Origin of the sequence: Stenotrophomonas sp. VV52, assembly GCF_002893095.1 — a bacterium.
Classification (GTDB): domain Bacteria; phylum Pseudomonadota; class Gammaproteobacteria; order Xanthomonadales; family Xanthomonadaceae; genus Stenotrophomonas; species Stenotrophomonas aracearum.
Genome location: NZ_PKQQ01000001.1, coordinates 198,912 through 212,902 on the forward strand (window position 1 = coordinate 198,912; position 13,991 = coordinate 212,902).

Annotated in this window: 10 protein-coding genes; all 10 read left to right on the forward strand. The window is 66.6% G+C overall.

What is annotated here, in order from left to right:
* The first annotated feature begins 58 nt into the window (after positions 1–58).
* Positions 59–1,495 (forward strand): RHS repeat-associated core domain-containing protein, encoded by a 1,437-nt coding sequence (locus tag C2U58_RS03360; protein WP_172448062.1) that lies wholly within the window; start codon positions 59–61, stop codon positions 1,493–1,495.
* 18 nt (positions 1,496–1,513) lie between these two features.
* Positions 1,514–2,980 carry an RHS repeat-associated core domain-containing protein gene (locus C2U58_RS03365; RefSeq protein ID WP_102944538.1) on the forward strand — a complete coding sequence of 489 codons (1,467 nt, stop codon included), beginning with the start codon at positions 1,514–1,516 and terminating at the stop codon, positions 2,978–2,980.
* A 27-nt stretch (positions 2,981–3,007) separates the two neighbouring features.
* A complete protein-coding gene (locus tag C2U58_RS03370) occupies positions 3,008–4,588 on the forward strand; it encodes an RHS repeat-associated core domain-containing protein (protein WP_146033399.1) in 1,581 nt (526 codons plus the stop codon).
* 298 nt (positions 4,589–4,886) lie between these two features.
* Positions 4,887–5,477 (forward strand): ribosome maturation factor RimP, encoded by a 591-nt coding sequence (gene rimP, locus C2U58_RS03375; RefSeq protein ID WP_102944540.1) that lies wholly within the window; start codon positions 4,887–4,889, stop codon positions 5,475–5,477.
* Between the two features lie 4 nt (positions 5,478–5,481).
* Positions 5,482–6,993 carry a transcription termination factor NusA gene (nusA, locus tag C2U58_RS03380; RefSeq protein WP_102944541.1) on the forward strand — a complete coding sequence of 504 codons (1,512 nt, stop codon included), beginning with the start codon at positions 5,482–5,484 and terminating at the stop codon, positions 6,991–6,993.
* 95 nt (positions 6,994–7,088) lie between these two features.
* Positions 7,089–9,722: a translation initiation factor IF-2 gene (gene infB / locus C2U58_RS03385; protein ID WP_102944542.1), complete on the forward strand. Its 2,634-nt coding sequence runs from the start codon at positions 7,089–7,091 to the stop codon at positions 9,720–9,722.
* Between the two features lie 63 nt (positions 9,723–9,785).
* Positions 9,786–10,196 carry a 30S ribosome-binding factor RbfA gene (gene rbfA / locus C2U58_RS03390; RefSeq protein ID WP_172448063.1) on the forward strand — a complete coding sequence of 137 codons (411 nt, stop codon included), beginning with the start codon at positions 9,786–9,788 and terminating at the stop codon, positions 10,194–10,196.
* Positions 10,197–10,242: 46 nt separating this feature from the next.
* A complete protein-coding gene (gene truB / locus C2U58_RS03395; protein ID WP_102944544.1) occupies positions 10,243–11,151 on the forward strand; it encodes a tRNA pseudouridine(55) synthase TruB in 909 nt (302 codons plus the stop codon).
* Positions 11,152–11,315: 164 nt separating this feature from the next.
* Complete coding sequence (rpsO, locus tag C2U58_RS03400; protein WP_102944545.1) at positions 11,316–11,576, forward strand: 30S ribosomal protein S15; 261 nt, start codon at positions 11,316–11,318, stop codon at positions 11,574–11,576.
* Between the two features lie 150 nt (positions 11,577–11,726).
* Positions 11,727–13,835 (forward strand): polyribonucleotide nucleotidyltransferase, encoded by a 2,109-nt coding sequence (pnp, locus tag C2U58_RS03405; RefSeq protein WP_102944546.1) that lies wholly within the window; start codon positions 11,727–11,729, stop codon positions 13,833–13,835.
* The last annotated feature ends 156 nt before the right edge of the window (positions 13,836–13,991 follow it).

Below are 13,991 nucleotides of genomic sequence, written 5' to 3' on the forward strand. Positions count from 1 at the left end.
TGCCCTGCAACGCAGACGAGTTTCTCATCTGATCGGTCGGGAGTGGAAAATGCACGGCATGTCGCTCCAGCGGTACTGCTATGACGCGACCGGGCTGTGGGTCGGCACCCGCGCGCCGATACACAGGAGCGACCTGTTCTGGCGCGGTGCGTACCCGGTCAACGCGGTGCGCGCAAACGCGGATGGCGACGTGCATGTCACCTGGCTGCGCGAAGCCGGGCGGCCGATGGCCGAGGAAGCAGACGGCGACGTTGCGCGGTGCACGCTGTTGGGCACCAACGCCGCAGGCTCGGTGCTGATCGAGGCGGACGCGCAGGTGCGTATGTCGCGCTATGCGCCGCACGGCCATCGCGAGGGCGGCCTGGCCGCGACCGGGTTCAACGGCGAGCTGCACGACGCGTTCTCCGGGTGCTACCTGCTGGGCGCGGGACATCATCGTCCCTACAGCCCGGTGCTGGGGCTGTTCCTTGCGCCCGACCGGGCCAGCCCGTTCGGGAGCGGCGGCATGAACACGCTGGCCTGGTGTGCAGGCGATCCGATCAATCGATCCGACCCCAGTGGCCATTTCTGGAAATGGATCATTGCCGGCGCCGGGATCGTGCTGGGGGCGGTCGCGGTTGTGGCAAGCTTCGGCGCCGCCAGCGCGGCGGTTGGCGCACTGGCGGCGGGCGGGATCGCGGCGCTGACCAAATCCGGAGCGGGTGCGGTTGCAGCGCTGACCCTGGGCGTGTCCGCGCTCGGCGCCGAAACCGGCGCGATCATCGCGGGCGTGACCGGGAACCACGAAACAGCAGAGGTCCTCGGTTGGGTCGGTCTCGGCCTGGGCCTGGTCGGCGCGGCGCCCGCCATGGCAAAGGGCGCAGGCCGTCTGCTCGCCCGGTTCGGTGGCTTCACCCGGCGCGTTGATCGCATTCGTCGCGTGGGCCTGTCCGGCGATGGCGCGATAAGCGCAGGGCGGCAGATGGCGCGTCGGCAGAGCATGGCGGCACCCGCGCGACGCGCCAGTACGGCCGCACCGGCGCAACGGACGCGTCGGGCCCCGATCCTGCCGGATTCCGGGCCGGCGCGCGGCAGTTCCACCTTCGTCGGCTACCACGGTACCTCGGGCGCAAATGCCGAAAAGATCCTGCGCGGCGGTGCCGACAGCCTGTACGTGACCGACCGCTACGGATCGGCGGCGCACTACGCCAGCCGCGGCGAAGACGGTGTGGTACTGGCCATGTATGCCGACGACGTCGACGCCCTGCGCGTGACCCAGCGACCGGCGGTGAACGGCAAGGGCATTGCCGAAGCGATCACCACCAACGCCCGCCTGCGCGCGGTCAAGGTCACCGACCCCGGCAACGCCCCGCCGATGCACGACTTCATCGACTTCTACATGGGACGCCAGCTCGGTGGGGACGACATCCTTGCGCGGCTTCGCCAGATGAACGGCGATGCTGAAATGGACCACCTGCTGCGGCGGCACGGCATGCTGCCGCCCGTTCCCGAATGACACAGACGGAGCTACGACATGGCAACCCATGACAACGACGATGGCGGCGGTACGGTGGCATTGCCGCAGGCTTACGGCTACGACGCGCTGGGTCTGTGGGTGCGTTCATCCCGGCCGGACTGCACGCACTGGCGCTACTGGCGGGGCGGGCGGTTGGTGAATGCGCTGCGTGCGGCCAAGGAAGGCGACGATGTCGAAGTAACCTGGATCACCGATGTGGCCGAGCAGGTGGCCGGGCCGGGTGCCCGCTCCACGCTGCTGGCCAGCGCGCCCGGCGGCACGGTGCTGCTGGAAGCCGACACCGATGTCCGGTCGCTGGCCTACGCACCGCAGGGCCACCGTGATCCGACGTCGGCGCGCGCCGCGCCAGGCTTCAACGGCGAATGGCTGGATGCGGCCTCGGGCTGTTACCTGCTGGGCCCCGGCCACCATCGTCCGTACAGCCCGACCCTGGCGCTGTTCCTTGCGCCGGACACAGCCAGCCCGTTCAGCGCCGGAGGATTGAACACACTCGCGTACTGCGCAGGCGACCCGATCAACTTCGCCGATCCCAGTGGTCATTTCCTGAAGTGGATCCTGGCCGGTGTCGGCATCGCGCTTGGTGTGGTCGCCGTCGTGGCCAGCTTCGGTGCGGCCAGCGCAGCGGTAGGGGCCATCGCGGCAGGCGGGATCGCGGCGCTGACCAAGTCCGGGGCGGCCGCCATTGCTGCGACGACACTCGGGGTGTTGTCGGTAGGTGCGGAGGTGGGCGCAATTGCGGCCAGCGAAGCCGGCGATGAAAAAACCGCAGGGGTGCTGGGATGGGTAGGGGTGGGATTGGGCATCGTCGGTGCCGCGCCCGCCATTGCCAAGACAGCGATGAGGGGCGCCACACGCTTTGCACGGTTCGCACAGCGTGCCACTGGCAGCCGTTCCAGCGCCACTGCCATGCGTGGCGCTGCCGGTAGCGGGCGTGCCTCCCGCACGGCAATCATGCCGGCGGCGCGTTCGGCTGCGTCGTCGTCGCCTCCGCCATCGGCCTCGTCCTGGTATGCGGCCAAGGCGCCGCATCTGGGCAAGTCGTCGCGCACGTTCGCGACGTACCCCGTTTCAAATCCGGCTCCGCGAGGGGGCGGGCGCCCTGCATTCCGCAGGCAGTTGGCCGTGGATCCTGATGGCAGCAATGCGGCCGGGAACAACGCCATCCTCGACGGTCTGGTGAACGCGAATTATCAACCCGCGGTGGAGTGGACGCCCCCACCGCTCAAACAATATCCGTCCCCGGCCTACACGACCGGGCACCTGGCCATCACCGGCGGGGCCGGCCGGCCGGTCGACGTGGCCGGGCATGTCTCCGCCATTGAAGCCATAGCCGCCTACGAGCAGGCTGCCAGGCGGCAGGACCTGGTGCGCAGGATCGGCGTGCACTGGAAGTCACTGCTCGACCGGCCACCAGGTTATGACCAGGCCACCTTGCCCAGTTACGCGTCCCTTGGTTTCCATTGATTCGATTTCATCTTGACGGAGCACGACATGGCAACGCATGACAGCGATGGTGTAATCGGTCCTTCTGCGCTGCCACAGGGCTACGGCTACGACGCGCACGGTCTGTGGGTGTGGCTCTCCAGCGCGGACCGTACCCACTGGCGCTACTGGCGCGGCAGCCGGGTGGTCAATGAAGTGCGGGTGGCCAGCGACGGCGGCGACGATGTCGAGGTGACCTGGGTGGCGGCCGCAGCCACCACCGTGGCCGAGCAGGTGCAGGGGCCGGGCGCGCGCTCTGCGCTGATCGCCAGCGTGGGCGGAGGCTCGGTGCTGCTGGAAGCCGACAGTGAGGTCCGGTCGCTGGCGTACGCACCGCATGGCCATCGCGACGAATCGACCGCCCGCACCACGCCCGGGTTCAACGGCGAATGGCTCGATGTCGCGTCAGGCTTCTACCTCCTTGGATCCGGTCACCATCGCCCGTACAGTCCGAGGCTGGGCCTTTTCCTGGCGCCGGACGCGGCCAGCCCGTTTGGTGCAGGTGGGCTGAATACACTGGCCTACTGCGCGGGCGACCCGGTCAACCGGGCAGATCCCAGTGGCCACTTCTGGAAGTGGATCGTCGCCGGCGTAGGACTTGCACTGGGCGTAGCAGCTACGGTGGCCACCTTCGGCGCAGCCAGCGCGGCAGTGGGGGCGATGGCCGCTGGCGGTTTGGCGGCACTGACCAAGTCCGGTGCCGCAGCGCTTGCTGCGACGACGCTGGGCATGCTGTCCGTCGGCGTGGAGGTGGGCGCCATGGCTGCGGGCGCGTCGGGCGACCAGAAGTCCGCGGGAGTGCTGGGATGGATTGGCCTGGGGCTGGGCATTGCCGGTGCGGTGCCGGCCATTGCCAAGACGGCGATGAAGGGAGCCACGCGCTTTGCGCGGTTCGCCCAGCGCGTTGGCGGCCGGCGATCCAGCGCGATCCCGATGGGAGGCGCCGCCGGGCGCGGCCGTGCCACGCAGGCGGCCTTGCCTTCCGGCGCGGGCAGCCCAGCGTTGTCGCGATCTTCATCTGTGTCCTCTTCCGAGGGCTCCTGGGCCAGCTCCATGTTCACTCTCGACAGCGAATTCAATACGGTGTGGTCGCGACGCGGGGAGCGACGACTACGGGGGCTTCTGCAGAACCGCACGCCCAGCGTGTCGAGCCGTGCGTCCAGCGCGTCGAACGCTTCGTTCAGCTCGTGGAGTCGAGCGACCAGTTCATCCAGTTCGAGTTCCAGTTCCGGTTCATGGGTCGCGCCTTCCTCATGGGCCGCCCATTTCAGCGGCGCTTCCGACGATCTGGCCGGGGCGGCACCCGGAAGCATGTGGCACTACACGCCGACGCTGAAAGCGCATCCGTCCCCGGCCTACACGACCGGTCATCTTCAGACAGGCGCCTTGAGCGCGCCCGGGCGGATCGATGCCGATGCGCATCTAGCCGTCATGGAGATGATGGGAACCATGGTTCCGGACGCCCGCCTTGCCCGGATGATACGAAGCATGCGCAGGCTCGAAGCGCGCTTGGCCGCTTGGCGCGACCCCCCGCCGGTTTACGACCGCGCCACACTCCCCGGCTACGATTCCCTGGGCTTCGGCGGCTGAATCTGAACGGGTTGCCGTGGTCCGGGCACCGCCCAGCCGTTGCACCAGCGCGGTGCAACGGCTATCATCCACGGCTTAGCGGACTACCTGACAGGACCCATTCTCCGGAATGCGGACCGTCCCGCGACCGGCTTCCGGGCCGTGCGACTTCCCACCAGGTAGTCGTGACCCCCCGGAAGGCTGGCCATCCAGCATGACCGGAGTCGTTCCGGACAAGGGGCCCAGCGGGCCCTTTGTTGTTTCCGGGCCCCAGGGCGCAAGCCGGGGCAGCACCTCTTTCAACGAATCAAGGCAGACTGTGAGCGACAAGGCAACTGAAATCGCGAATCTGCTCGGCCCCACCGTTCAGTCGCTGGGTCTCGAGCTGCTGGGTGTGGAATACCTGACCGCCCCGGGTGGCGCCACGCTGCGCCTGTATATCGACGTGCCGCTGGCCGAACAGCCCGAGCGCATGGTCAATATCGACGACTGCGAGCGGGTCAGCCGCGAAGTGTCGGCCCAGCTGGACGTGGAAGACCCGATCAGCGCCAATTACACGCTGGAAGTCTCCTCGCCGGGCGTGGACCGCCCGCTGTTCACCCGCGAGCAGTTCGAGCGCGCCATCGGCGAATCGGCCAAGGTCGTGCTGAAGCTGCCGCAGGACGGCCGCCGTCGCCTGCAGGGCGAAATCCTGAGCGTGGACGCCGAACAGAATACGGTCACCTTCAAGGTCGACAATTCCCCGTTTACCGCCGATGTCGAGAATATCGACAAGGCACGCATCATGCCGGACTGGGCCGCCCTCGGCCTGGCTCCGACCAAACCGACTGGCCCGGCGCCCAAGCAGGGTGGCAAGGCGAACAAGAAACCATCCAACGAGCCCGCGGCCAAGAAGCCGCGCGCGGAGTGAGCCAATGAGCAAGGAACTTCTGCTGGTAGTGGATGCGGTCGCCAATGAAAAGGGCGTTCCGCGTGAAGTGATCTTCGAGGCGATCGAGGCCGCGCTGGCTTCGGCCGCGAAGAAGCGCTACCCCGATGAGGAAGTGCTGGCCCGTGTGTCGATCGACCACAAGGACGGCACCTACGAAACCTTCCGCCGCTGGGAAGTGGTGGCCGACGACGTGGTCATGGAATCGCCGGACCGCCAGGTGCGCCTGATGGACGCCATCGACGAAGCCGACGGCGTGGAAGTGGGCGACTTCATCGAAGAACAGATCGAAAACCCGGACTTCGGCCGCATCGCGGCGCAGGCCGCCAAGCAGGTGATCGTCCAGCGCGTGCGCGAAGCCGAGCGCCAGCAGGTGGTCGATGCGTGGAAGGACCGCGTGGGCGAACTGGTCACCGGCGTGGTCAAGCGCGCCGAGCGCGGCAACATCTATGTGGACCTGGGCGGCAACGCCGAGGCCTTCATCCCGAAGGACAAGGGCATTCCGCGCGACGTGCTGCGCGCCGGCGACCGCGTGCGCGGTTACCTGGCCGAAGTGCGCTCGGAACCGCGTGGCCCGCAGCTGTTCATCAGCCGCGCCGCCCCGGAGTTCATGATCGAGCTGTTCAAGCTGGAAGTGCCGGAAGTGGGCCAGGGCCTGGTCGAGATCAAGGCCTGTGCACGCGACCCGGGCGACCGCGCCAAGATCGCCGTGCTCGCCCACGACGCGCGCACCGATCCGATCGGCGCCTGCATCGGCATGCGCGGTTCGCGCGTGCAGGCCGTGTCCAACGAGCTCAATGGCGAGCGCGTGGACATCGTGCTGTGGAACGACAACCCCGCCAACTTCGTCATCAATGCGATGGCGCCGGCGGAAGTGCAGTCGATCATCGTCGATGAAGACAAGCACTCGATGGACCTGGCCGTGGCGGAAGAACGCCTGGCCCAGGCGATCGGCAAGGGCGGCCAGAACGTGCGCCTGGCCAGCCGCCTGACCGGTTGGCAGCTGAATGTGATGACCCAGGACCAGGTGACCGCCAAGTCCGAGGCAGAGCAGGGCGTGGCCCGCCAGCTGTTCATGGACAAGCTGGAAGTGGATGAAGAAATCGCCGCCATCCTGGTGACCGAAGGCTTCAACACCGTGGAAGAAATCGCCTACGTCCCGGTCGGCGAACTGCTGGCCGTGGAAGGCTTCGACGAAGACATCGTCGAGGAACTGCGTGCCCGTGCCCGCGACGCGCTGCTCAACGAAGCGCTCGCGGTGGAAGAAGGTCTGGATGAAGGTTCGCCGTCTGAAGACCTGCTCGCCCTGGAAGGCATGGACGAGGCAACCGCCTACGCCCTGGCCGGCCATGGCGTGCGTACGAGTGAGGACCTGTCGGACCTGGCCGCCGACGAGATCCTCGAGTTCGGCATCGAAGACATGGACCAGGAGCGCGCCGCCGCCCTGATCCTTGCCGCCCGAGCCGAGGAGATCGCCCGCCTGGAGCGCGGCGAATGAGCCAGCGATGAACAGTGCCCTGACCCGATCAGGGCTTAGACTCCGCGCTGCCTTCGCCCGTTTCGAAGGAGCGCCAACCAGATCATAGGATCCGAATGTCGCAGCAAACCACCATCCGCAAGCTTGCCGAACTGGTCAACACGCCGGTCGAAAAACTGCTTGTACAGCTTGCCGAAGCCGGCATGAAGTTCAGCGGTCCCGACCAGGTCGTGACCAGCACCGAGAAGGTGAAGCTCCTGGGCTTCCTTCGTCGTTCGCATGGCAAGGCCGAGCAGCCCGTCGAAAGCGCAGACGACGCTGCAAAGAAGATCACCCTGAACCGTCGCAAGTTGCAGGAAGTGACCGTCAGCGCCGGCCGCAGCAAGACCACCGTCAACGTGGAAGTGCGCCAGAAGCGCACCTACACCAAGGACGCCAGTGGCAAGGCGATGACGCCGGATGAGGAGCGCGCCGACATCCTGCGCAAGCTGGAGGAATCCCGCCAGCGCAATCTGGACGAGCAGCGCTCGCTGGCCGAAAAGGACCGTGTGCGCGACGAAGAAATCGCACGCAAGCGCCAGGAAGAGCAGGACGCCAAGGACCGCGCCGAAGCCGAGCGCAAGGCTGCCGAAGCCGCTGCGGAAGCTGCGAAGAACGCACCGCCGGCACCGGTGGCTGCACTGCGCCCGGCCGCCAGCGAAGCGCCGGCACGTGCCGCCGCGCGTCCGTCGGCACCGGCTCCGGCCCGTACGACCGGCCGTGCCGATGACCGCAATTCGAACAACAACCGCCCCGGCGCCAAGCGCGACGAAGACGGTGGCAACCGCTTCGCCGGCCAGATGCACCTGTCGGCCGCCGACCGTGCGCGCCGTGGCAACAACAGCAACACGCGTGGTCGTCCGGGTGGGCGCGCGCAGCCGGGTCGTCGCGACAGCAACCAGTCGCGCAGCGGCGGCGGTGCCCATGGTTTCGAACGTCCGGTCGCTCCGATCGTGCGTGATGTCACCATCGGCGACACCATCACCGTGGCCGACCTGGCCCAGAAGCTGGCCCTGAAGGGCGGTGACGTGGTCAAGGCGCTGTTCAAGATGGGCGTGATGGCCACCATCACCCAGACCATCGACCATGACACCGCCGCGCTGGTGACCGAAGAACTCGGCCACAACGTGACCCGTGCCAACACCAACGACGCCGAAGACGCGCTGCTGGCGTTGAACGAAGGCGAGCAGGGCGTAGCCGTTGCACGTCCGCCGGTGGTCACCATCATGGGCCACGTCGACCACGGCAAGACCTCGCTGCTGGATTACATCCGCCGCACCAAGGTCGCCACCGGCGAAGCCGGCGGCATCACCCAGCACATCGGTGCGTACCACGTTGAAACGCCGAAGGGCGTGATCAGCTTCCTGGATACCCCGGGCCACGCCGCGTTCACCTCGATGCGTGCCCGCGGTGCCAAGTTGACCGACATCGTGGTGCTGGTGGTGGCAGCCGACGACGGCGTCATGCCGCAGACCAAGGAAGCCATCCAGCACGCCCGTTCTGCCGGTGTGCCGCTGATCGTGGCGATCAACAAGATGGACAAGTCCGGCGCCGACCCGATGCGGGTCAAGAACGAGCTGCTCACCGAGCAGGTCGTGGCCGAAGACTTCGGTGGCGACATCCAGATGGTGGAGATCTCGGCCAAGGCGGGCACGGGCGTCGACAACCTGCTGGACGCCATCTCGATCCAGGCCGAACTGCTGGAACTGAAGGCCGTGGCCGAAGGCCGCGCCAGCGGCGTGGTCATCGAGTCCTCGCTGGACAAGGGCCGTGGCCCGATCGCCACCGTGCTGGTGCAGCAGGGTTCGCTGAAGAAGGGCGACTACCTGGTGTGCGGCATCCAGTACGGCCGCGTGCGCGCGCTGTTCGACGAAACCGGCAAGCAGCCGGACCACGCCGGTCCGTCGATTCCGGTGCAGGTGCTGGGCCTGTCCGGCGTGCCGGACGCAGGCGACGACTTCGTCGTGGTCGAGGACGAGCGCCTGGCCAAGGACGTCGCGCAGCAGCGCGAAACCAAGCGCCGTGAATCGCGCATGGTGCAGTCCGCCGGCAGCCGCATGGAAGACATCATGGCGACCCTGGGCAAGGGCAATGGCCAGCAGGTGCTGAACCTGGTGATCAAGGCCGACGTGCAGGGTTCGGTGCAGGCGCTGAGCCAGGCCCTGGTGGGCCTGTCCAACGACGACATCCGCATCAACGTGATTCACTCCGGCGTGGGCGGCATCACCGAGTCGGACGCCAACTCGGCCGTCGCCTCCAAGGCCACCGTCATCGGCTTCAACGTGCGTGCGGACGCTTCGGCGCGTCGCATCATCGAATCCAATGGCGTGGACCTGCGTTACTTCTCGATCATCTATGACGTGATCGACCAGGTGAAGCAGGTGGCTTCCGGTCTGCTCGGCGTGGAAATCCGCGAAGAGATCATCGGTATCGCCCAGGTCCGCGACGTGTTCCGCAGCTCCAAGTTCGGTGCGGTGGCCGGCTGCATGGTCATCGAAGGCACGGTCAAGCGCAGCAAGCCGATCCGCGTCCTGCGCGACAGCGTGGTGGTGTTCGAAGGCGAGCTGGAATCGCTGCGTCGCTTCAAGGAGAACGTGGAAGAAGTCCGCAACGGTACCGAATGCGGTATCGGCGTGAAGGCTTACAACGACGTGAAGGCTGGCGACCAGATCGAATGCTTCGAGCGTATCGAAGTGCCGCGTACCCTGTAACACCGGAACGGGCCCGACCCACGGTCGGGCCCTACCGAAAACCAACAATCCAAGAGACTGCCTGTGCCCAAAACCTTCCATCGAACCGACCGTGTTTCCGCCCAGATCCGCCGTGAGCTGGGTACGCTCGTGCACAACGCGGTGCGTGAACACGGCCTGCCTTCGGTGAGTGTGTCCGACGTGGAAATCACGCGCGACATGGCGCACGCCAAGATCTTCGTCACCGCCCTCATGCCGGAACGTTCGGAAGAGGCGATGAAAGGGCTGAAGGAAATCGCCTGGGGCCTGCGCATGGAACTGGCCAAGGCCATGAAACTGCGCCACGTGCCGGAGCTGCACTTCCACTACGACGACTCGGTCGACCGTGGCGAGCGCATCGACAACCTGCTGCGTGACCTGCCCGATACGTTGGCGGCGGAAAAGAGCCGCGAAGCCGAAGACGGCGACGACGACAACGACACCGAAGCCAAGTGATCCAACCACGACAGCCCGAAAGGGCTGTTGTCACATTCGAACCACCATGACCCGAATCACCTTCCGTCGCCTCGACGGCATCCTGCTGCTCGACAAGCCCGCCGGCATGAGTTCCAACGCCGCGCTGCAGGTGGCACGCCGCCTGTTCCGTGCCGACAAGGGCGGCCACACCGGCAGCCTCGACCCGCTCGCCACCGGCCTGCTGCCGCTGTGCTTCGGCGAGGCCACCAAGATTGCCGGCCTGCTGCTGGGCTCGGCCAAGGCCTACGACGCCGAAGTGGTGCTGGGCCAGACCACCGATACCGACGATTCCGACGGCAGCGTGCTGCTGGAACGCCCCGTGCCTGCCATCAGCCGTGAGCAGCTCGAGGCCGCGCTGGCGCCCCTGAAGGGCCGGATACGACAGCGCGCACCGATCTATTCCGCCCTCAAGCAAGGTGGCGAACCGCTGTACATGAAGGCGCGCCGGGGCGAGACCATCGAAGCGCCGGAGCGCGACGTGGAGGTCCACGCCATCGAGGTGCTGGACCAGCAGCCGACCCGCTTGTCGCTGCGGGTGACCTGCGGTTCAGGCACCTACATCCGCAGCCTGGCCCGCGACCTGGGCGAAACCCTGGGCTGCGGTGCCCACATCGCCGGCCTGCGCCGCCTGTGGGTGGACCCGTTCCGCGAGGCGCCCATGGTGACCCTGGACACGCTGCGCGAGCTGGCCGGGCAGGGCGACGAAACCGCCCTGGAAGCCCTGCTGCTGCCGCTGGCGGCCGGCCTGGCGGACTATCCGCGAATCGACCTGGATGCTGAACAGGCGCCCCGGTTCTCGGTGGGCCAGCGCCTGCGCAACCCGGCCTGGGGCGCGGGAACGGTCGCCGTATACGGCCCGAACGGCCCGATCCTGGGGCTTGGCGAGGTCGACGAGACCGGCCGGCTGTCCCCGCAGCGCTGCTTCAACCTCTGACCCGGACCGGCCCGGCGCTTGTCCCGGGAGGCCGCGACCGTTACAATTTCGCGGCCTTTTCAGGCTTGCCCGCATCTGCGGGTTCATCATTTCGTTAACGGCGAGTCGCGCGGTACGTCAATGGGACGTTTCTGCGGGCCACGCATCTAAAAGAGAAGAAAGCAATGTCGATCGACACCCAGAAGGTCATTGAAGACAACAAGCGCAGCGCCGCCGACACCGGCTCCCCGGAAGTGCAGGTCGCCCTGCTGACCGCCCGCATCGAGCTGCTGACCGGCCACTTCAAGGCCCACAAGAAGGACCACCACAGCCGTCGTGGCCTGCTGCAGATGGTCAACCGCCGCCGCAGCCTGCTGGACTACCTGAAGAAGAAGGACGGCGCGCGTTACAAGGCCCTGATCGAAAAGCTCGGCCTGCGTCGCTAAGCAAGAATCCCGACCGCGGCGCAGGAATGCGCCGCGGTTTTGTTTTGGCAGTACCGAATACATCGCTTGGACCGGACTACCGGTCACCCGTCGGCGGCAAGGGTCGCCTGCGGTCCATTCGAAGACAGCATCATCCCAAGGACATCCCCCGTGGCAAAAATCACCAAAACCTTCCAGTACGGCAAGCACACCGTCACGCTTGAAACCGGCGAAATCGCCCGTCAGGCCGGTGGCGCCGTCATCGTCAAGTTCGACGACACCGTGCTGCTGGTCTCCGCCGTGGCTGCCAAGAGCGCGCGTGAGGGCCAGGACTTCTTCCCGCTGACCTGTGACTATCAGGAGAAGTTCTACGCCGGTGGCCGCATCCCGGGTGGCTTCTTCAAGCGCGAAGGCCGCGCGACCGAAAAAGAGACGCTGATTTCGCGCCTGATCGATCGCCCGATCCGTCCGCTGTTCCCGGAAGACTACAAGAACGAAGTTCAGATCATCGCCACGGTGATGTCGCTGAACCCGGACATCGACGGCGACATCCCGGCGCTGATCGGTGCTTCGGCCGCCCTGTCGCTGGCCGGCACCCCGTTCAAGGGCCCGATCGCCGCCGCCAAGGTCGGTTACAAGAACGGTGAGTACATCCTCAACCCGACCGTGACCGAACTGAAGGATTCGGAGCTGGAACTGGTCGTGGCCGGTACCGCCAACGCCGTGTTGATGGTCGAATCCGAAGCCGCGCTGCTGTCCGAAGACGTGATGCTGGGTGCCGTGACCTTCGGTCACCGCGAAATGCAGAAGGTCATCAACGCCATCAACGAGCTGACCGTGGAAGCCGGCACCAAGCCGTCGACCTGGGTCGCCCCGGCCAAGAACGACGCGCTGATCAGCGCCCTGCAGGAAGCCATCGGCCCGCGCCTGGGCGAAGCCTTCCAGGTGCGCGACAAGCTGCAGCGCCGCGACGCCATCTCGGCGATCAAGAAGGACGTGACCGAGTCGCTGGCCGGCCGCGTTGCCGCCGACGGCTGGAACCCGGCCGAACTGTCGAAGGAATTCGGCGAGCTGGAATACAGCACCATGCGCAACTCGGTGCTGGACACCAAGGTCCGCATCGACGGCCGCGCGCTGGACACCGTCCGCCCGATCGCCGTGAAGACAGGCATCCTGCCGCGCGTCCACGGTTCCTCGCTGTTCACCCGCGGTGAGACCCAGGCCATCGTCACCATCACCCTGGGCACCGCACGCGACGGCCAGGTGATCGACGCCGTCTCGGGCGAGTACAAGGACAACTTCCTGTTCCATTACAACTTCCCCCCGTACTCGGTGGGTGAGACCGGCCGCATGATGGGCCCGAAGCGTCGCGAAATCGGCCACGGCCGCCTCGCCAAGCGCGGCGTGCTGGCAGTGATGCCGTCGCTGGAAGCCTTCCCGTACACCATCCGCGTGGTCTCGGAAATCACCGAGTCGAACGGTTCCTCGTCGATGGCCTCGGTCTGCGGCTCCTCGCTGGCCCTGATGGACGCCGGCGTGCCGGTCAAGTCGCCGGTCGCCGGTATCGCCATGGGCCTGGTCAAGGAAGGCGAGCGCTTCGTCGTCCTGTCCGACATCCTGGGTGACGAAGACCACCTGGGCGACATGGACTTCAAGGTCGCCGGTACCGCTGAGGGCATCTCCGCCCTGCAGATGGACATCAAGATCGAAGGCATCACCGAAGAGATCATGAAGCAGGCCCTGCAGCAGGCCAAGGCTGGCCGTCTGCACATCCTGGGCGAAATGGCCCATGGCCTGACCGCCCCGCGCGAAGAGCTGTCGGACTACGCGCCGCGCCTGCTGACCATCAAGATCCACCCGGACAAGATCCGCGAAGTGATCGGCAAGGGTGGTTCCACCATCCAGGCCATCACCAAGGAAACCGGCACCCAGATCGACATCCAGGACGACGGCACCATCGTCATCGCTTCGGTCAATGCCATTGCCGCGCAGGCCGCCAAGGCCCGCATCGAGCAGATCACCTCGGACGTCGAGCCGGGTCGCATCTACGAAGGCAAGGTCGCCAAGATCATGGACTTCGGTGCGTTCGTGACCATCCTGCCGGGCAAGGACGGCCTGGTGCACGTCTCGCAGATCTCCAGCGAGCGCGTCGAGAAGGTCGGCGACAAGCTGAAGGAAGGCGACGTGGTCAAGGTCAAGGTGCTGGAAGTCGACAAGCAGGGCCGTATCCGCCTGTCGATGAAGGCCGTCGAAGAAGGCGAAGGCGCTTCGGCCGAATGATCAGGCGGTGGGTGACGACCGTTGGTCGTCACTCCTCCTGAAAGAAAAAAACGGGCTTCGGCCCGTTTTTTTGTCCGCGCTGACCCCCGCAGGGCGCCAACGCGCGTCCGCCGGACAGATTCGCAGGACATCCCGCCACACGCCCGCGCGGCTTGC